Source organism: Lysobacter sp. ESA13C (genome assembly GCF_019970005.1).
Classification (GTDB): Bacteria; Pseudomonadota; Gammaproteobacteria; order Xanthomonadales; family Xanthomonadaceae; genus Lysobacter; species Lysobacter antibioticus_B.
Genome location: NZ_JAHXYK010000001.1, coordinates 224,927 through 242,654 on the forward strand (window position 1 = coordinate 224,927; position 17,728 = coordinate 242,654).

At 63.1% G+C, this 17,728-nt stretch carries 22 protein-coding genes; 15 read left to right on the top strand and 7 right to left on the bottom strand.

What is annotated here, in order from left to right; all coding sequences use genetic code 11:
- The first annotated feature begins 1,209 nt into the window (after positions 1-1,209).
- Positions 1,210-2,457: a site-specific DNA-methyltransferase gene (locus LC490_RS01065; protein WP_223618978.1), complete on the top strand. Its 1,248-nt coding sequence runs from the start codon at positions 1,210-1,212 to the stop codon at positions 2,455-2,457.
- Here the strand turns inward: LC490_RS01065 and LC490_RS01070 are convergent.
- Positions 2,450-3,820: a PIN domain-containing protein gene (locus tag LC490_RS01070; RefSeq protein WP_223618979.1), complete on the bottom strand. Its 1,371-nt coding sequence runs from the start codon at positions 3,818-3,820 to the stop codon at positions 2,450-2,452. The genes LC490_RS01065 and LC490_RS01070 overlap by 8 nt on opposite strands.
- 96 nt (positions 3,821-3,916) lie before the next feature.
- Here LC490_RS01070 and LC490_RS01075 point away from each other — a divergent pair, with 96 nt between their 5' ends.
- Positions 3,917-4,963 (top strand): DNA cytosine methyltransferase, encoded by a 1,047-nt coding sequence (locus tag LC490_RS01075; protein ID WP_223618980.1) that lies wholly within the window; start codon positions 3,917-3,919, stop codon positions 4,961-4,963.
- Between the two features lie 33 nt (positions 4,964-4,996).
- Here the strand turns inward: LC490_RS01075 and LC490_RS01080 are convergent, their stop codons facing one another.
- The 6 genes from LC490_RS01080 to LC490_RS01105 form a co-directional block, all read right to left on the bottom strand.
- Positions 4,997-5,317 (bottom strand): hypothetical protein, encoded by a 321-nt coding sequence (locus tag LC490_RS01080; protein ID WP_223618981.1) that lies wholly within the window; start codon positions 5,315-5,317, stop codon positions 4,997-4,999.
- Between the two features lie 118 nt (positions 5,318-5,435).
- Complete coding sequence (locus tag LC490_RS01085; protein ID WP_223618982.1) at positions 5,436-5,753, bottom strand: hypothetical protein; 318 nt, start codon at positions 5,751-5,753, stop codon at positions 5,436-5,438.
- 144 nt (positions 5,754-5,897) lie between these two features.
- Positions 5,898-6,209, bottom strand: coding sequence for a hypothetical protein (locus LC490_RS01090; protein WP_223618983.1), 312 nt, complete (start codon positions 6,207-6,209; stop codon positions 5,898-5,900).
- A 55-nt stretch (positions 6,210-6,264) separates the two neighbouring features.
- Complete coding sequence (locus LC490_RS01095) at positions 6,265-6,963, bottom strand: DUF3489 domain-containing protein (RefSeq protein WP_223618984.1); 699 nt, start codon at positions 6,961-6,963, stop codon at positions 6,265-6,267.
- Between the two features lie 67 nt (positions 6,964-7,030).
- Entirely contained in the window at positions 7,031-7,261 is a 231-nt protein-coding gene (locus LC490_RS01100) for a hypothetical protein (protein ID WP_223618985.1), read from the bottom strand.
- A 183-nt stretch (positions 7,262-7,444) separates the two neighbouring features.
- Positions 7,445-7,834, bottom strand: a complete 390-nt coding sequence (locus tag LC490_RS01105) for a hypothetical protein (RefSeq protein WP_223618986.1) — start codon at positions 7,832-7,834, stop codon at positions 7,445-7,447.
- A 254-nt stretch (positions 7,835-8,088) separates the two neighbouring features.
- On the opposite strand from LC490_RS01105, the gene LC490_RS01110 reads away from it, so the two are divergent.
- From LC490_RS01110 to LC490_RS01170, 13 genes are all read left to right on the top strand, one after another.
- The gene (locus LC490_RS01110) at positions 8,089-8,601 is read left to right on the top strand and encodes a hypothetical protein (RefSeq protein ID WP_223618987.1); all 513 of its coding nucleotides are present in this window, start codon (positions 8,089-8,091) and stop codon (positions 8,599-8,601) included.
- Positions 8,602-8,734: 133 nt separating this feature from the next.
- A complete protein-coding gene (locus tag LC490_RS01115; RefSeq protein WP_223618988.1) occupies positions 8,735-8,992 on the top strand; it encodes a hypothetical protein in 258 nt (85 codons plus the stop codon).
- Between the two features lie 189 nt (positions 8,993-9,181).
- The gene (locus LC490_RS01120) at positions 9,182-9,709 is read left to right on the top strand and encodes a hypothetical protein (protein WP_223618989.1); all 528 of its coding nucleotides are present in this window, start codon (positions 9,182-9,184) and stop codon (positions 9,707-9,709) included.
- Between the two features lie 94 nt (positions 9,710-9,803).
- Positions 9,804-10,055 carry a hypothetical protein gene (locus LC490_RS01125; RefSeq protein ID WP_223618990.1) on the top strand — a complete coding sequence of 84 codons (252 nt, stop codon included), beginning with the start codon at positions 9,804-9,806 and terminating at the stop codon, positions 10,053-10,055.
- 108 nt (positions 10,056-10,163) lie between these two features.
- A complete protein-coding gene (locus LC490_RS01130; RefSeq protein ID WP_223618991.1) occupies positions 10,164-10,712 on the top strand; it encodes an elements of external origin in 549 nt (182 codons plus the stop codon).
- 3 nt (positions 10,713-10,715) lie between these two features.
- Positions 10,716-12,662, top strand: coding sequence for a phage terminase large subunit family protein (locus tag LC490_RS01135; protein ID WP_223618992.1), 1,947 nt, complete (start codon positions 10,716-10,718; stop codon positions 12,660-12,662).
- A 64-nt stretch (positions 12,663-12,726) separates the two neighbouring features.
- Positions 12,727-13,020 carry a hypothetical protein gene (locus LC490_RS01140; protein WP_223618993.1) on the top strand — a complete coding sequence of 98 codons (294 nt, stop codon included), beginning with the start codon at positions 12,727-12,729 and terminating at the stop codon, positions 13,018-13,020.
- Between the two features lie 104 nt (positions 13,021-13,124).
- The gene (locus LC490_RS01145; RefSeq protein ID WP_223618994.1) at positions 13,125-13,343 is read left to right on the top strand and encodes a hypothetical protein; all 219 of its coding nucleotides are present in this window, start codon (positions 13,125-13,127) and stop codon (positions 13,341-13,343) included.
- A 29-nt stretch (positions 13,344-13,372) separates the two neighbouring features.
- Positions 13,373-14,839, top strand: a complete 1,467-nt coding sequence (locus tag LC490_RS01150) for a phage portal protein (protein ID WP_223619284.1) — start codon at positions 13,373-13,375, stop codon at positions 14,837-14,839.
- A complete protein-coding gene (locus tag LC490_RS01155) occupies positions 14,836-16,020 on the top strand; it encodes a S49 family peptidase (protein WP_223618995.1) in 1,185 nt (394 codons plus the stop codon). Before LC490_RS01150 ends, LC490_RS01155 begins: the two co-directional genes overlap by 4 nt.
- A gap of 1 nt (position 16,021) precedes the next feature.
- Positions 16,022-16,414 carry a head decoration protein gene (locus LC490_RS01160; RefSeq protein WP_223618996.1) on the top strand — a complete coding sequence of 131 codons (393 nt, stop codon included), beginning with the start codon at positions 16,022-16,024 and terminating at the stop codon, positions 16,412-16,414.
- 3 nt (positions 16,415-16,417) lie between these two features.
- Positions 16,418-17,425, top strand: coding sequence for a major capsid protein (locus LC490_RS01165; RefSeq protein WP_223618997.1), 1,008 nt, complete (start codon positions 16,418-16,420; stop codon positions 17,423-17,425).
- 4 nt (positions 17,426-17,429) lie between these two features.
- Positions 17,430-17,720: a hypothetical protein gene (locus tag LC490_RS01170; RefSeq protein WP_223618998.1), complete on the top strand. Its 291-nt coding sequence runs from the start codon at positions 17,430-17,432 to the stop codon at positions 17,718-17,720.
- Positions 17,721-17,728 lie beyond the last annotated feature (8 nt).

Here is a 17,728-nt window from a genome sequence, read left to right on the forward strand (position 1 = left end):
TGGCCGACCCAGTGAGCCTGGCCCTTCCCCATCACGTGGCGGTGCCGTAGGCGGCTCGACATTAGCCTCGATCCGCCGGTACGAGGGTTGCTGATAGAGCATGCCTCCCCACATCGGGCTAGTAATGCAGCCATCAATAGGGCCTTTCCTGCGGTTGTTCATAGCCGCACTCCTTCTACGTCAATGGAGCGGCTAGGCTGGCATGTCCCGCCTCGATCGATTTCCGAAACTTTCCGATTCCACAGTTTCGAGTGTGGACGCTAAGTTTCTCGGCAAGCATGAAGAATGGAATGGCGCCCCCGCCGACCTGAACTCAAAGTAGGAGATTCACCGCATGCATTGGTGCGGTACTGTCCGCAAACTCGCAATCAGCGCCAGAGCAGCAGCATTCCGAACGAAAGGAAGCTAGCGAATGCTTCTGCTGAGGTCGCTCCACTTTTCGGAAAGTACGAATCGTCTTGCGGGAAGCCAAGACCTCGACGCAACGTGACAGCGACACTGGCCGCACACGAACGCCCCGGAGGGGCTTGGCTTGCCCCTAGGCCTCGCTGCCGGTGTGGCACGTAGGCCCGCACGTTGCGAGCTTTGGCCAGAAATCGCGGGTCCTTCCCGCAGCATAAATCGCGCGGGGGGCCAAGCCGCAAAACCCCGCTAGCGTCAATCCTTCTATTCGGGTTTGCAGTCCCTGCAACCAGGTTCGCACACCGACCTCATGTTCTCGAGCGCGCCGATTCTGACGCCCGAGTGGCGAGCCGTTTGTTTCGCGCCGGATTACGAGGTCTCCGCTCAGGGAGCGGTACGTGATCGCGCCTCTGTTCGACCGATTAAACCTTGGTTGGCCGGCGCCGGATACCTCTACGTTCGGATCGCGGGTCGGAATACAAGTATCCATCGTTTGGTCGCCTTCGCTTTCCTTGGCGACCCGCCGACGCCGGCCCATGAAGTGGCCCACAACGATGGCAACAAGCTCAACAACCACTTTTCGAATTTGCGCTGGGCTACTCATGCCGAGAACCAGCGCGACATCGTCCTTCATGGAACAGGAAGGGGCCCAGCGGTTAAGGGTTCGGCGAACCCGCGTTCAAAACTAAAGGACGCCGATGTGCGCCAAATTCGATATCTCCTCGCTCAGCGCCAGCCTAGGCGGACAGTAGCCACAACGTTCGGCGTGTCGCTTAGCACCATCAATCATGTTGCAACAGGACGGACGTGGAATCACCTCAACTGAAGGTTGAACAGCGCCCGATCGAGGCGCTCATTCCGTTTTCGCGGAACGCAAGAACGCACTCCGACGCGCAGGTCGCGCAGATCGCCGCAAGCATTTTGGAGTTCGGCTGGACCAATCCGATCCTGGTCGATGGCACCAACGGCATCATCGCCGGCCATGGCCGGCTACTCGCCGCGCGCCAGCTCGGACTCGCGCGAATGCCCGTGATCGAGCTGGCCCATTTGACTCCAGCGCAGAAGCGCGCCTATGTCATCGCCGACAACCGCCTGGCAGAGAACGCAGGTTGGGATGAGGAACTGCTGAAGTTGGAGTTGGCCGAGCTTCGTGACGCGGAGTTCGATCTCGACCTGTTGGGCTTCACCGAAGAGGAGCTGGACGATCTGCTCATCGATGACCAGGCCGGACTGACCGACGACGACGAGGTGCCCGAGTCGGCCGAACATCCGGTTTCCCGGCGCGGCGACGTCTGGATCTGCGGCAGCCACAAGGTCCTCTGTGGTGACGCGACCAACGCCGAGGACTACGCCGCACTGCTGGGCGACGAGCTGGTCGATATGACCTTTACCGATCCGCCCTACGGCGTGAACTACGCCAACAACCCCAAGGACAAGCTGCGCGGCAAGCATCGCCCGATCCTCAACGACAACCTTCTTGCTACGGAGTTCAGCGCGTTCCTGCAAGCGTGCTGCACTCAGATGGTGACATTGACTAAGGGAGCGATCTACATCGCCATGTCCTCGTCGGAACTGGATCGGCTACAGACCGCATTCCGCGCGGCGGGCGGTCGCTGGTCCACCTTCATCATTTGGGCCAAGAACAAGTTCACGATGGGTCATGCCGACTACCAGCGGCAGTACGAGCCCATCCTCTACGGCTGGCGCGACGGCAATGACCGGTTCTGGTGCGGCGCGCGCGATCAAGGCGACGTGTGGTTCATCGATCGCACTAGCAAGAACGATCTGCATCCGACCATGAAGCCGGTGGCGCTGGTCGAGCGGGCGATCCGAAATAGTAGCAAGACCCGTGACCTGATCCTTGATCCCTTCGGAGGTTCAGGCACAACCATGATCGCCTGCGAGAAGACCAGTCGCCATGCGCGACTAATTGAACTTGACCCGAAGTACGTCGATGTAATTGTCAAACGGTGGGAGCAATACACGGGCTTAGTTGCTTATCTCCAATCTACAGGTGCGCCGATGAAAGTCGTTTTGAACGAGCGCCTCAGCTAGACAGTGGAACGAATGTCCCGTTGACATTAATTCCCACCACTGCATCGACAAAGCCGTCGGCCATTTCGCCACCCAGGGCGCTGGAAATCAATTCAGAAACTCGATGTCGGATCTTGCTAATATCGGCCAAACTTGGTTGCGTCGGGAGAAGAATTACAAAAAGCACGCTGGTCAAACCCAGTACGCTTCGGGCGTTAACGGTTGACGTGATGCGATTTGCCAGTACGGCCAGATTTCGCGTACTCAGCGTGCTGCTGAGGGTAGCTATCAGCTCGACGCCAATTCGCTCATTGTCCCGCATAGCAAGTAGGTCGACCCCATATCCTGGTGGGTCGACGATCGTCCGATACCCGAGATTGAGGAACCACAGGTTGATGGGTTTTAACCTATCACTAACTACTGTAAGGAATCGATCATCCTCAGGAATCTGCTGATCATCACTATCTGGTCGATTTGCATCGGCAGATTCAACTTGATCAATTGCCTCCGCTGAGATCTTCCTGGCCAGGTAATTGTTACTCTGAATCATGAAATCAGGCAGCCGGATGATCCACCCTCGACTCACTCCCGCCTCTATGGAAAGTTCCCGCAACAGTTCGGGGTGAGGCCCAATGATCGCCTTGTCGCGCAGCGCCCACCAATCACCCTTCTTCTCCAGCGTCACAAAGATCAACTTCCGAATATCATTCTGCTTCGCGTGGGAGAGGAGTTGCTTCCAAAGCAAAAGATCGCCGAACTTGCTGAGATAGGTAAGCCCGCCATGGGGAAATGAATCGTCGTCTTTCGACTCGTCCTCGAAACCAGGCGGAACCTTATTCGCGTAGCGAACACTGCCGCTCTTGAAAATGTCATCCAACTGGGATTGAGTTGAATATGCTTCACCTATTCTTTCTTCGAGAATTTCATCAAGCTCGTCACGAATCGGGTCGTTAAGTGACAACTCCAACTGAGCGCGATTGGCTTTTCCTAGCGCCGCACATGCGCCTTCCCGGGCAGCCTCTAAAGTGCGGACTATTGCGCCTTCTTCTACGTCAATTCCACGCTTGTCTAGTTCGAGCTCTTGGATCTGAGCTATCAATCCGTTGATGGATGATTTTGCTCGCTCCAACGCCTTGCTAGTGCGGTCACGCTCCGAAGCTATGGCGCGAAGTCGATTCCTTTGAAACTCGAGTCCAACTTGATGCGGAATCCAGATGCGCTCCTTAAGCTCCCTCAGTAGCCCCAAGAGCGCTTCTCTACCATCCTTAGGGAGCGCATAGATCTCAAGCAGTACATTGGTATCAAGGACTATGGTGGCTTCACGCCAAAGATCGCCAAATTCTTCGGGCTTCGGAATGTAGTACTCAGGAAATGCGCTCTTCATTACTTCCTCCTTGATTCAATCTGAGCGACCGTGGCGCTCCTCAGCCTCGAAACGGCTTCAATCTAGATCATGGTCCAAGGGTGGCCAGATACATCCATGCGCAGCCCCGGCTCAGCCTACTACAATGAGATCGATCCTTACCTATGCAACTGGCTGCGCAACCTGATCGCCGCGGGGCTGATCCCTCCCGGCGACGTTGATGACCGAGACATCCGATTTGTTTGCGCAGACGACCTGCGCGGCTACGGCCAATGCCACTTCTTCGCCGGGGTCGGCGGGTTCGCCTATGCCTGCCGGCTCGCGGGCTGGCCGGACGACGAGCCGATCTGGACCGGCGGTTTCCCCTGCCAGCCGTTCAGCGTTGCAGGCCGCCAGCGCGCGCAGGCGGACGACCGCCACCTCTGGCCGGAACTGCGCCGCCTTATTGCATCGGCGCGACCCGCTCTATTCGTGGGTGAGAACGTTGCTGGCCTCATCGCGCTGGGCCTCGACGGAGTGCTTGCTGATCTGGAAGCCGAAGGCTACGCCAGCCGGGCGGTTGGTGTTCCAGCTTGCGCCGTCAACGCCCCGCATCTGCGCCAGCGCGTCTGGATCGTCGGTCGCCGTTTGGCCGACCGCAGTAGCGAACGACGACAACAAGTCGCCCGAGGCGCACTTGGCGATGAAGTCGCGGATGCCGGGCGGGCAGCGGCGGACCATTACCAGTTTGCAAGTGGCGGCGAAGTTAGTCTGGCCGACCGCGACGGCGAACGATCCGGAGAAGCGCGGCGACTTTGCGGCCGAGCGACGCAATGGCCTGCCGGGCGTGGTGAAGGCGGTCTGGAGCACGCCGCGCGCGAGCGACGGCGAGAAGGGCGGCCCCAACCAGCAGTTCGGCAGTGGGTCGACCCGACCACTGACGGCGCAGGCGGTCTGGGCAACGCCGACGACGCGGGATCACAAGGACGCATCGAGCGTTGGCAGCGCACCGGAGAATGGGATGCTTGGCAGACAAGTCAAACCCTCGCCGGTCGCCGGGTACCTGAATCCGGAATTCGTCTTCTGGCTGATGGGATATCCGCCCGAATACCTAAGCTGCGCGCCGCTGGCAATGCGATCGTCCCGCAGGTCGCCGCCGAAATCCTCCGTGCTCTGCGCGGCTGACGCCGCGCTCGCGCGCGGCGCCAAGGCGTTGGCTCAGTCGACCGCCGCAAGACCAACGTAGCGGGCGTAGGCGTGGCCTTCGGGTCGGACATACAGAATCGGGTAGCCCGGCGCTTCGACCGCGACACAGTGCGCCGGGCGACTGTTGTATTTATTGATCCAGTACTGCAGTTGAAAGAAGTCCCGCTCGAAGTGGCGGTACTCGGCGCGGGTCATAAACTTGTGCTCGATGACCCAGACCGTTTCAGGCTCGCAACCGTGGCCGGCGAGTTCGCGTCGCATGGCGCTTGAGTTCGATGCCCTCTTGCTGAAGCTGACTTTGATTTGATAGGGCGGGCAAATGCGGGTGGTCATGGCGCTCTCCGTTTTGGGGTGGCGTCATGAACGCTTCAATCCGGGTAGAAGCCAAGCGATGGCGGCGAGATATTTTGCGGTCCGTTGCGGCCGTTAAGGTGTCGGACAAGGGTCTCGCTTACTCAGCGGCAAGCCCGACGGTGTGGGCGTAGTTGGTTCCCTTCGATTTCACGTAGAGCGTCGAGCGGCCGGGGCTTCGCACTTCAAGCACCTCGTGGCAGATGCCGTCGAAGTCGGCCAGCCAGTCGCGAGCGCGCAGCAGTTGCTTAGCAAAAGCGTCGTACTCTTCGGCGGTCAGGTCTTTGGTCGCAACGACCAGCGCGAGTTCGGCGCGGACGTTGAGGTCGCGCAGTTCCCGCTGAACCCAATACAGGCTTTCAGCCTTGCGCGTAAATCGGACCATTTGGTTGCGAGGCATAATGGTCGTCGTGGTCATGTCGGTCCTCCGTGGTGGGCGTGCGGACATGAACGCTTCATTCCCAGCAGAAGCCAAGCAATTAGTCGAACTATCGAGCGAAAAAGTCGACCTCGTTAAGGTGTCAGACGAGAACGACCATTTTCGGAACAAGAGCGACGCTCATCATCTGCGCGCCATCTTGGATTTCTTCGATTTTTCTGTCTCGACCCGGCCCGCCTGGGAGTTGCAGCGCTGCGCTCCGCCACCCCGAATCGGTGTCTCCCGCCCCCAGTGGACTTCGCTTAGATAGTCATCGCGGTACTCGACGGCGCGGTCCGCTTGCGCAGGCGAAAGTCCACGTCGGATGAAGTAGTCGCGCAGCTCCTCATCGGTGTCCGCCTCGTTGTTGCTGAGCTGATACTCAATCAAGTCGATGAGCAGCTCAGGCAGTGCGGCCAGCAATGGATCAGCTTGTCTCGTCGTGCTCTGGATCATGCCATGGTCTCGAAAGGGGGCGGCGGCCGGAGACAGTCCCCGGCCGCCAGCAGGGTCACTCGGCTTCGTCGCTGCGGCTAGCGCGGTCGTCCTCGGCTTCGGCGCGTGCTTCCGTCGCGATTCGATACACGCGGTCCGCTTTGCCGCTCTTGTCGCTGACGAGCGTGTACCCCTTCTTCTTGAGTGCGCCGGCAAAGAAGCCGCGCGTGGAGTGCTGCAACCAGCCAGTCACCTCCATCACTTGGGGGATAGTGGCTCCTTCGGGCCGAAGCAACATGGCGACGACTTGCTCGACGCGGTTCGCCTTATCCGGCTTCGGCGACTTCGGCGGCTTTGCCGTCTTACCCGGCTTAGCCGCAACCGGGGGCGGAGCGATGGCAAGGCTCGCTTCGCCGTTGTTGGTGCCGTCGCCGGCATCGGGCGAGCTTTCGCCGGGCACACCGATCGGCTCGGCAGCGGCGGCGGATTCGACGCCAGTCTCGGTCTCGATGTCGGCCTCAGTCTCGGCGTCGCCAGCGTCGCCGCCGGCCTCCGCGTCTGCCGGGGGCTGCTGGCCAACCGCCTCGTAGCCGATGTCGGTCAACGCATGGCCCGCGCCGTCGGCGACGATGAGGCCGTTGAGCAGCAGGCCGCGCATCACGCCCGCGCGCGCTCCACCGCCGAGATTTTTGGGGAAGTTCTCGACGCGTCCGTCGGTCTCGACGGCGAGGTCGAGGACGGCACGCTGGCTCGGGGTCAATTCGATCTGGGACATGGTGGTTTCCTTAGTAGGTGGGGTATGTGGATATGCGCGCCCCCTTGACCCGGGGCGCGCGGATAGATCACCCGGCGAGGACGTCGCCGATGGCGCTGCGGACGTCGATTTCGCCTTCGGCGATGGCGCATACAACGTCGTCGGGAAGCTTCTGGAGGAAGAAGGTGGCGCGGCGTTCGATCTCGCGCTGGGCCACGTCCGTCCAGTCCTTCAGCAGCGTGAGTTGCGCCAGCGCCGAGGGCGTGCCCGTCTTCATTCCGCTCAAATAGTCCTTCAGGATTTGCGTTCCGTCTTGCATGTCTGGCCTCCGTGGCCGTCGTTGGTGTGGCGACATGAACGCTTCCTTCGCCGACGAAGCCAAGCGAATGAAGCGGTAAATAACGATCGTTCTCGAACGTAGACAGGTGTCAGACAGCTGCCCCGGGCAGAGACAAGAACGCCCCATTTGGGGGCGTTTCGATTGCGCTTCGGGCAACGCGCTTCAGGCGATACGGCGTTGTCGGATGGCGGTCGGAATGAGCACGTCGCAGGCCTTTCGCTCAGTCCAGTGGTACGCCAGCAGCTTGATCTCGGGGATAGGCAAGGTGACCACGGTTTCGGCCCGCTGGTCGAGCGACCACTCGACGGCTTCGCCTTCGCCGAGCCAAACACCGCCCAGCATCGTGTGTCGCTCCGTGGTCAGCGCGTCGGCCTGGCTGCCATTGGCGGCGCGCACCGCGGCCGCGTAGCCGGCAAAGTAGGCGGCCGTCAGCGCGGCGTCGATACCCCATACCGAAACGCTGTGGAAATCGAGGCTATCGCTTCCGCGCGTTTCCAGCGGCGTGATATCCAAATGCTGTTGGGCGATGGTAGTGATTGTCCTTTTGTGCATGGCAGGCTCCTTGGCCGTGCGTGTTGGGTGCACGCATGAACGCTTCCGTCCGTCAGGAAGCCAAGCGGACCCGTCGTAGTTTTCGCGTTTCCACCGGCGCCGGACAACTGCCGTACAGCTAAGGCCGGAGAGTTGTCTGGCGGCTAAACAGAACGGACGAATATTCGTTCTTCTCGCAACTTCCGCTTTGCTTTCCCACAGAAGGAAGCGTTCATCCCGCTGCCGCGCTTGGCGGCGAACGGAAGGACAAGGGAATGGAAGACGTAGAGCGGGCAATCTTTACGCTGGGTACGCTGCCCGGACGCATCCGATGGTTGGTGGAACAGGCGCCGACGGACCTTGAGCCGGAGTGGTGGCATGGCGTTAGCAGAATTGAGGCGTGCGCGGCACTGGCCGGTTTCCTCGAACCCTGGACTCGCCTCGACCGTGCAGGGCGTACGGAACCCATCGAGCTCTGTTCTCGCGTGGCGGCTGCTGACATCGAACTTCGGGACTGGGAGCAACGGGTACGAAGCGGGTTCAACCCGATCAAACGGCGGCCCAAACTACGCAACGAAGCAGTCGCCAGCGCCCTTGCACAAGCGGCCCGCCAGATCGATGACTTTCTCCAGTGCCGACCGACGCTGACGCCGCGCCAGTGGGTCGAGCTCGCGTTCACGGCTGTCGAGCGGCTGCACGTATGGCGGCCCCGAGACGCCGAGTACCAGCACGGAATCAGCTTCGCGCTCAACGGACTGGAGCAAGCGCTAGGCCAGTTTCCTGAGTAGACCCCATGAGAGATGCGAGGCTGTCGGACACCTGTCTGGAAGTGCAAAGGTACCGACATGCGCTTGGCTTCTGCCAGAAAGGAAGCGTTCATGCCATCGCCGCAACGGAGCGGCGAGAACAAGGAACGACATCATGAAGATTGAGATTTCCGAAGCACATTTGTTTCGCAACGCGATGATCTTGCAGGACGCCTGTGCCATTCGACTCGGGGAGATGGGGGCGCAAGTCGCCGCCCCGCTAGACCCCGAGGAACTGGCAGCGGCCAAAGCTCTAGCGAACGGGGCTTGGCGTCTGATTGAAGGCCTGTTTGAAGCGCAAGGCATGGAGCTATCGCTCCGGCTCAACATGGATATGGTGCTTGACCACCTCAACGAACTAGCCGACGTCTGAACCAGCCTGAGAGCGAATACCCCAGCGCCTACCGGGCGCTGGGGCATTCCCTCTTCCGGAGCGTCGGCCAGCCGCTTCCTGTCCGTCTGCTGTCTCGCTTCTAGTTTGCGCGTGAAAGCACTTGGCTTCTGCCCGAACGGAAGCGTTCATCACGCCGCCGCACCGACGCGGCCCAACGAGGATGAATAGGTGAACGACGTTTGGATTGCGCAGGCGCAGCTTCGTAGCCTTGGTGACTGTCTGGAACGGATACTGCTTTCGAGTACTCCGGTACCCGACGACGACAATCGTTTGCCGCTCGTCAGGTGCTGCGCGCTCGCCGAGGACCTAGCCAAACGGACCACCTCCCTTCGGACGGAACGATTCGGCCCGGCAGAGATGGAGCAATGGGTGGACTATTGTCGGAAGGAACTGGCTCCGCTGGAGCGCCGGATTGACCAAGCAAAGGGTTGGTCCAAAAAGCGCTTGGTGCCCTCCGAGATCAGCGGGGACGAAGTGTCGCTGCGTTGGTTGCTCAGCGGCATCATTCGGTACTTCGATGGCTTGGAACCTGAGTTCTCGGCGCTGCCGGTGCATCAACTCAGCCGTGTGGTACGCGAGGTCCGATTGATGCAGGTCTGGGATGTCATCGATGCCGAGTACCAGCCAAAGCTGAGGTTGGCTCTGCGTCACTTGGAAAGTGCGATCTCGGCTGCGGAATGCGCTCCGCGAAACTGATCTCGCAGGAACGCTTTGAAACCCCTTGGCTTCTGCTCGGAATGAAGCGTTCATGTCATCGCCGCAACCACGCGGCGCAACAAGGAACGCGACGATGAGCGAGTACCGGGAGTTTCGCAGCACGATTAAGCAATTGCAGCGATTCGAGGCCTACCTGCATGAGCTGCTGCGCAGGGACGACACGCTGCCACTGGACCTAGACGACTTCGTGGCGGCCGGAACCATGGCGTGCCACTGTTGGGAAATCGCGAGGATGCTGTGCGAGCGCGCGCGTATTGAACTACCGAGCGAACCCGATTGGCTCGCGATTCTGGCCGAGGTCAACGAGGCGGCGGCGGCTCCCTAACGCGGAGTGGGAAAACCCCAGCGTCCCTCGGGCGCTGGGGTTTGCGTGCTTCGCCTTCACTAACCTCCGCGCCGGGGCCGGCGGGCACCGGATTCGATTGCTTCTATCGTGGGAATTTCCATCCGCGCCTATGGCCGCCATCGGGGCGTGTCGGACACGGCCGTACGCAAAGCCATCGCCGCCGGCCGCATCATGGCCGAGGCGGATGGCACCATCAATCCCGCACGCGCCGACGCCGAGTGGGCAGCTAGTACCCGGGCGCCGGACCCGCCGCTGGCCGCGCCTACGCGGCCGGCTCGGGCGCGCGCGGCCACCGTCGCCGAGGACGATGTAGCCGGCGTAGCGCCGGTCAGCACCAAGGGCGGCAGCAATACCTACGCGCAGGCACGCACCGCCAACGAAGTCCTCAAGGCGCAGCACCACAAGCTGCGCATCGCGCAGCTCAAGGGCGAGTTGATCGACCGCTCGCACGCGATGGCTCAGGTGTTCGCGCTGGCGCGGGCCGAGCGCGATGCCTGGCTGAACTGGCCGGCGCGGATCAGCTCGATGCTCGCCGCCGAGCTGGGCATTGACCCGCACCCCATGCATGTCGCGCTGGAGCGCGAGGTGCGGCAGCACCTGACCGAGCTCGCCGAGTTCAACGCCCGATTGGATTGATCTTTGTACGATGGTTTCGACCACGTTGAGAAGGCGTGGCGCGATGGCCTGACACCCGATCCGTTTCTCGACGTGTCCGATTGGGCGGACCGCGACCGGGTGCTGTCGAGCACCTCGTCCTCGGAGCCGGGCCGCTGGCGCACCGCGCGTACGCCGTACCTGCGCGACATCATGAACGACTTGTCGCCGGCCTCGGCGACCGAGCGCGTCGTCTTTATGAAGGGCGCGCAGGTCGGCGGCACCGAGTGCGGCAACAACTGGATCGGCTACGTCATCGCCTGCGCACCGGGGCCGATGATGGCCGTGGCGCCCACGGTCGAGATGGCCAAGCGCAACTCGAAACAGCGAATCGACCCGCTGATCGAAGAATCGCCGTCGCTGCGCGAGCGCATTGCGCCCTCGCGCGCGCGGGACGCCGGCAACACGATCCTGGCCAAAGAGTTCCGCGGCGGCGTCCTGGTCCTGACCGGCGCCAACAGCGCGGTCGGCCTGCGCTCCATGCCGGTGCGCTATTTGTTTTTGGACGAAGTGGACGGCTATCCACGCGACGTGGAGGGTGAAGGCGATGCAGTGGCGCTGGCCGAGGCCCGCACCCGTACCTTCACCCGCCGCAAAATCTTGCTGGTCTCGACGCCGACCATTGCCGGCGCCAGCACCATCGAGCGCGAATACCTCGCGTCCGACCAGCGACGGTACTTCGTGCCGTGCCCGCATTGCGCCCACGAGCAATGGCTGCGGTTCGAGCAGCTGCGCTGGACCTGGGGCGATCCGCGATCGGCACGCTACATCTGCGAGTCCTGCGAGCAACCGATCGGCGAACACCACAAGACCGCGATGCTGGCGGGTGGCGAATGGCGGGCGACCGCGCCGCAGAACAAAGGCAAGACGGCGGGCTACCACCTGTCATCGCTGTACTCCCCGGTCGGCTGGCGCAGTTGGGCCGACATCGCCGCCGCCTGGGAGGCGGCGCAAGGCTCGGCCACGGCGCTGAAGGCATTCAAGAACACCGAGCTCGGCGAGACCTGGGAAGAGGAAGGCGAGGCCCCGGATTGGGAGCGCCTGCTGGAGCGGCGCGAGAACTATCGGATCGGCACGGTGCCCGCCGGTGGATTGATGCTGACCGGCGGCGCCGACATCCAGAAGGATCGCATCGAGGTCTCCATCTGGGCCTTTGGCCGGGGTCGCGAGACCTGGCTGGTCGAGCACCGGGTGCTGATGGGCGATACCGCCCGCACTGTGGTCTGGAATGAGCTGGGCGCCATCCTGTCGGAGCAGTGGACCCACGCGAGCGGCGCGTTGCTGCCGCTGACCCGATTGGGCCTGGACACCGGCTTCGCAACGCAGGAAGCCTATGCCTTCGCGCGCAGCGTCAGCGACCCGCGGCTACTGCCGATGAAGGGCGTGGGCAGCGGCGCGGCGCTCATCGGTACACCGACCGCCGTCGACGTCAGCGTGCCGGGCAAGAGGTTGCGCCGGGGGCTGAAGCTGTTCGCCATTGCGGGCGGCATCGCCAAGCTGGAGTTCTACAACGCCCTGCGGTTGTCGATCGAGATCGGCCCGGACGGACAGCCGGCATTTCCGGCCGGCTACATCCATCTGCCCAAGATCGACGGCGAGTTCCTTCAGCAGCTGACGGCCGAGCACCTGATCAGCCGCCGGGACCGCCACGGCTATCCCGTTCGGACTTGGGAGAAGCGACGGGACCGGAACGAGGCGTTGGACTGCTACGTCATGGCGCGCGCCGCGGCGATGCAGGCGGGCGTCGATCGTTTCGAGGAACGGCATTGGGTTGAGCTGGAGCGCAGTCTGAAGATCGTGAAGGAATATGCATCAGTGGACACTGCGCCATTGAGGGATATCCCCCATAGCCACGCGATTGGCGGAGCCAGTACCGTCGCAACCGGGCATCGATCGCGCAGGCTGGTGCGGAGCCAATGGCTCGGTGCATGATGGGCAGTGCCAATCGGTGGGAGCCGATAGGACGGCGCACAGGGAATACTCAAGGAGCGGACTCATGATCCCGACATTCTTCAAGGGCAGCACCGACGTCAAGGACATGCTTCAGGACCTGGTGGACGACGGACTGATCGGGATTCATGGGGGACGCGTTGAGGTTCGTAAGCGCCTGACCGAGCTGGACGCCCTGCTAAGGCGCGAAGGGCTGCGGGGTTACAACACCTCCACCAGCATCAATCACCCCGATACAGAAATCGGCGTGGCGTTCTACATGGATCTGTTTACGCCAGCGGAAGCGCGAGCTTCGCTACTTCGTGGATATGAGCTCCGGAACCGCCAGCCGGTCCGGTAGCGCCAAAGGCGCCCGGCCCTTCGGTCGAGGCCGAACACCCCATTCCCCCTCATGAAAGAAGCCGCCCGCTGGGCGGCTTCGTCGTTTCTGCCCCTCCATTTTCCATGTCTTATCTTCCCTATACCCATGAGCAGCTCAAAGCGCTCAGGGCAGCGCTTGCCCGTGGCGAACGTCGCGTCAGCTTCGGCGACCGCCTGGTCGAGTACCGCAGCGTCGATGAACTGCTGGCGGCGATCCGCGAGATCGAAGCCGCCCTCGCCGGCACCGAAGGCCAGCCACGCCGCGTCCGCCGTTTGCGCGTGACCACGAACAAAGGATTCTGATGAGTTGGTGGTCCCGCCTCCGAACCTCGATGTTCGGAGGCTCGCCCGTGCACGAAGCATCGGGCTACGGCCGCCGCTCGACCGCCTGGCAACCCAGCAACCCGGGTGCCGTGGCCGCGTTGCTGGCGACCGGCGACGCGTTGCGGGTGCGCTCGCGCGACCTGGTCCGCCGCAACGCCTGGGCCAATGCTGCGGTCGAGGCGTTCGTCGCGAACGCTGTCGGCACCGGCATCAAGCCGCAATCGTTGCTGGCCGACCAGTCCCAACGCGAGAGTCTGCAATCCCTGTGGCGCGACTGGTGCGACGAGGCCGATGCCGCCGGCCTGACCGATCTGTACGGTTTGCAGGCCCTGGCCTGCCGCGCGTTGCTGGAAGGCGGCGAGTGCCTGGTCCGGTTGCGCCCGCGCCGCACCGAGGACGGTCTGTCGGTCCCCCTGCAGTTGCAGTTGCTCGAACCCGAGCACCTGCCGATGTCGCTCAACCGGGAGGAACCGAACGGCAACCTGATCCGCGCCGGCATCGAGTTCGACCGGCTCGGTCGACGAGTGGCGTACCACCTGTATCTGTCGCACCCGCAGGACGGGGCGATGGCGCCGATGTCGCGGCACGGCGGGATGGAAACGTTCCGGGTGCCGGCGTCGGAGATCCTGCACATCTTCCGGCCGCTGCGGCCGGGGCAAATCCGTGGCGAGCCGTGGCTGGCGCGCGCGCTGGTCAAGCTCAACGAGCTGGACCAGTACGACGACGCCGAGCTGGTCCGTAAGAAGACCGCGGCGATGTTCGCCGGCTTCATCACCCGCGACGGTCCGGAAGACCCCTTACCTGGCGACCAGCCGCCCGACGAGGCCGGCAATGCGCCGCTGGGTCTGGAGCCGGGCACGCTGCAGATTCTGGAGGCGGGCGAGAACGTCACCTTCTCGCAGCCGGCGGATGTCGGGTCGAGCTACGACCCCTTCCTACGCGCCCAGTTCCGCGCCGTCGCCGCCGCCATCGGCATTACTTACGAGCAACTCACCGGCGACCTGTCGGGGGTGAACTACTCCTCCATTCGCGCGGGTCTGCTGGAGTTCCGGCGCCGCTGCGAGATGGTCCAGCACGCGGTGCTCGTCTATCAGCTGTGCCGGCCGATCTGGAGTGCGTTCGTCGATGCGGCCGTGCTCTCGGGTGCGATCGACCTGCCCGGTTACCGCCGCCGCAAGCGCCAGTACCGCGCCTGCAAATGGGTACCGCAGGGGTGGAGTTGGGTCGATCCAGAGAAGGAGTTCAACGCGATGATCCTGGCGATCCGCGCAGGGCTGCTGTCGCGCTCCGAGGCGATCGCCAGTTCCGGCTACGACGCCGAGACGATCGACCGCGAGATCGCTGCCGACGCCGAGCGTGCCGATGCGCTTGGTCTGGTCCTCGACACCGATCCCCGCGTCGTCGCCCGCAATGGCGTCAAGCACGCCCCACCGCCGGCCGACGCGCCGGTCCAAGAATCGAAACCTACGCAATGACCGGACTGCCACACCTGGCCGCGCGTGTGTTCAACACGCCGCTGCTCATTCAACGCGCCAAGCTGGAAGTGATCCTGGGCGTGCTGGCGCCCAAGTTCGAGCTGCAAACCTTGCCACCGTCGCAGATGGCGCCGCCGGGCCCGCTGCCCCCGCCCACCTTGCAGACCCAGAACGGCGTTTTCGTCTTGCCGGTCCACGGCACCCTGGTGCAGCGAACGGTTGGGTTGGACGCGCTATCCGGACTGACCAGCTACCAGTCGATCGCGCGCCGGTTGGATGCGGCGTTAGCCGACGAGTCGGTCCGCGGCATCGTCCTCGACATCGACAGTCCCGGCGGCGAAGCCGCGGGCGTGTTCGATCTGGCCGACCAAATCCACGCCGCGCGAATCCGCAAGCCGATCTGGGCGGTGGCCAACGATGCTGCGTTCTCGGCCGCCTACGCGATCGCCAGTGCCGCCGACCGCGTCTTCCTGACGCGCACCGCTGGTGTCGGTTCGATCGGCGTGATCGCCCTGCACGTCGATCAGTCGCAATCCGATACGAACGCCGGATTGAAGTACACGCCGATCCATGCCGGGGCTCGCAAGAACGACGGAACGCCGCATGGCCCCCTGACCGATGAAGCCCGCAGTTCGATCCAAACCGAGGTCAACCGCCTCCACGAGCTGTTCGTCCTGACCGTCGCGGACCAGCGTGGCGTGAGCGCTGACGCAGTACGCAAGACCGAAGCGGCGCTGTACTTCGGTCAGGACGCCATCAACGTCGGCCTGGCCGACCGCCTCGGCACGCTTAGCGACGCCGTGCAGCAAATGCACACCGAACTCGACGCCACCGCGCGTCTTCCTTTCCTGGAGACCCCCACGATGTCCACCCCCGAAGCGACGGCGCCGGCCGTCGTTGATCTTGACGCTGCCCTGGCACAAGCCCGCAGCGACGCCCTGGCTATCGCCGAGCTGTGCGAGTTGGCCGGCCAGCCGCAGATGACTGCGACCCTGCTCGCCGAAGGCGTTACCCCCGCCGTCGCACGCCAGCGCTTGCTCGCAGCCAAAGCCGATTCCGCAGAGATCACCAGCCACTTGTCGCCGGGCGCGCCGATGGCGACCGCCGCGGTCTCGCTCGAAGACAACCCACTCATCCATGCCGTCAAAGCGCGCGCCGCAGCCGCGCGAAAGGAGCGCTGAGATGCGACTGACCACGTACCCGCCGGTCCACGAAGGTCAGAACCTGGGCGATTTGCTCAAGTTCGAAGCCGACAACCTCTACTCGCGCGACCAAGCCACCGTCGCCGCCGATCAGGTGCTGAAGCTCGGTCAGGTCATCGGTCGCATTACTGCGACCGGCGAAGTGGCCGCCCTCGATCCGGCGGCCACCGATGGCCGTGAGGTCGCGGCCGGCGTTGCCATCGTGCCCATCACGACCGCCACCGACCCGAGTCCGGACGGCTTGATCGTCGCCCGACACGCGACGGTTGCCGACCACGCCCTGGTCTGGCCGATCCGAGTCACCCCTGAACAACGCGCCGCCGCCACTGCGCAGCTGCGCGGCATCGGCGTCCTCGTGCGCCGCGGAGTCTGATCCATGTCGATGAACAACCCGTTCCACAACCCCGCGTTCTCGATGAGCGCGCTGACTACCGCGATCAACATCTTGCCGAACCAGTACGGCCGTCTGGACGAACTGAATCTGTTTCCGGTCAAGCCGGTGCGCACGCGCCAGGTGACGGTCGAGGAGCGAAACGGCGTGTTGTCGCTGCTGCCGACCCAGCCGGTCGGCTCGCCGGGCACTGTGGGCAAGCGCGGCAAGCGCGCCCTTCGCGCCTTCAACGTCCCGCACATTCCGCATGACGACGTGCTGTTGCCCGAAGAGGTCATCGGCGTCCGTGCCTTTGGCTCGGAGAGCGAGCTGCAAACGGTGGCCGGCGTTATGGCGGATCACCTGCAGACCATGCGCAACAAACACTCGATCACGCTGGAGCACCTGCGCATCGGCGCGCTGAAGGGCGTGATCCTCGACGCGGACGGCACCGAGCTCGCGAACCTGTTCGACATCTTCAACATCACGCCGAAGACGTTCGATTTCCAACTGGCCGATCCGAAAACGGACGTACGCGCCAAGTGCATCGAGTTGAAGCGCTACATGAGCAAGTCGCTTCAAGGCGAGCGCATGAGCGGTATCCATGTGCTGGTGTCGAGCGAGTTCTTCGACTTGCTGTCCGCTCACCCAAAGGTGCAGGAGGCCTACCAGCGCTGGCAGGAAGGCGCTGCTCTGCGCGACGACATGCGCTCGGACTTCCGTTTCGCCGGTGTCCGCTTCGAGGAATACGCCGGCGAGGCCAGTGACGCCGAGGGCACCACGCGTCGCTTCATCGAAGTGGGCGAGGCGCATGCTTTTCCGTTGGGCACCCTGGATACGTTCGCGACTTATGTGGCACCGGCGGACTTCAACGAGAGCGTCAACACGCTTGGCCAGCTGCTTTACAGCAAGCAAGCGCCGCGCAAGTTCGACCGTGGCACCGACCTGCACACCCAATCGAACCCGCTGCCGATGTGCCATCGCCCGGCGCTTCTGCCCAAGCTGAAGGCATGAGTCCGTGGACGTCTTCTCCACGATGGACGAAGTAGTCTTCGATACGCTCGGCGTCGTCGCGCGAATTGAACGCGATGGCGGTCACACGGTGAGATCGCACATTGTGGTGCGCGACGGCGTCGAGCGTCTCGGAGAGTTCCAGCAAGTCATCGGCCGATCCCGCCATGTGCTGGCCCGGAATCGCGAGTGGGTGTTCAGGCGCGGCGACGTGGTCGCGTTATCCGATCGTACGCAGATGGTCGAGGCGCTGATTGAGGACGACGGCCTGGTCAACGAAGCCGTCCTTCATGGCTAGTCCCGCCT

Excerpts from the sequence above, each read along its gene's own strand:
- LC490_RS01070 (WP_223618979.1), bottom strand. The coding sequence starts at position 3,820 with ATGAAGAGCGCATTTCCTGAGTACTACATTCCGAAGCCCGAAGAATTT.
- LC490_RS01075 (WP_223618980.1), top strand. The coding sequence starts at position 3,917 with ATGCGCAGCCCCGGCTCAGCCTACTACAATGAGATCGATCCTTACCTA.
- LC490_RS01080 (WP_223618981.1), bottom strand. The coding sequence starts at position 5,317 with ATGACCACCCGCATTTGCCCGCCCTATCAAATCAAAGTCAGCTTCAGC.
- LC490_RS01085 (WP_223618982.1), bottom strand. The coding sequence starts at position 5,753 with ATGACCACGACGACCATTATGCCTCGCAACCAAATGGTCCGATTTACG.
- LC490_RS01090 (WP_223618983.1), bottom strand. The coding sequence starts at position 6,209 with ATGATCCAGAGCACGACGAGACAAGCTGATCCATTGCTGGCCGCACTG.
- LC490_RS01095 (WP_223618984.1), bottom strand. The coding sequence starts at position 6,963 with ATGTCCCAGATCGAATTGACCCCGAGCCAGCGTGCCGTCCTCGACCTC.
- LC490_RS01100 (WP_223618985.1), bottom strand. The coding sequence starts at position 7,261 with ATGCAAGACGGAACGCAAATCCTGAAGGACTATTTGAGCGGAATGAAG.
- LC490_RS01105 (WP_223618986.1), bottom strand. The coding sequence starts at position 7,834 with ATGCACAAAAGGACAATCACTACCATCGCCCAACAGCATTTGGATATC.
- LC490_RS01110 (WP_223618987.1), top strand. The coding sequence starts at position 8,089 with ATGGAAGACGTAGAGCGGGCAATCTTTACGCTGGGTACGCTGCCCGGA.
- LC490_RS01115 (WP_223618988.1), top strand. The coding sequence starts at position 8,735 with ATGAAGATTGAGATTTCCGAAGCACATTTGTTTCGCAACGCGATGATC.
- LC490_RS01125 (WP_223618990.1), top strand. The coding sequence starts at position 9,804 with ATGAGCGAGTACCGGGAGTTTCGCAGCACGATTAAGCAATTGCAGCGA.
- LC490_RS01140 (WP_223618993.1), top strand. The coding sequence starts at position 12,727 with ATGATCCCGACATTCTTCAAGGGCAGCACCGACGTCAAGGACATGCTT.
- LC490_RS01145 (WP_223618994.1), top strand. The coding sequence starts at position 13,125 with ATGTCTTATCTTCCCTATACCCATGAGCAGCTCAAAGCGCTCAGGGCA.
- LC490_RS01150 (WP_223619284.1), top strand. The coding sequence starts at position 13,373 with ATGTTCGGAGGCTCGCCCGTGCACGAAGCATCGGGCTACGGCCGCCGC.
- LC490_RS01155 (WP_223618995.1), top strand. The coding sequence starts at position 14,836 with ATGACCGGACTGCCACACCTGGCCGCGCGTGTGTTCAACACGCCGCTG.
- LC490_RS01160 (WP_223618996.1), top strand. The coding sequence starts at position 16,022 with ATGCGACTGACCACGTACCCGCCGGTCCACGAAGGTCAGAACCTGGGC.
- LC490_RS01165 (WP_223618997.1), top strand. The coding sequence starts at position 16,418 with ATGTCGATGAACAACCCGTTCCACAACCCCGCGTTCTCGATGAGCGCG.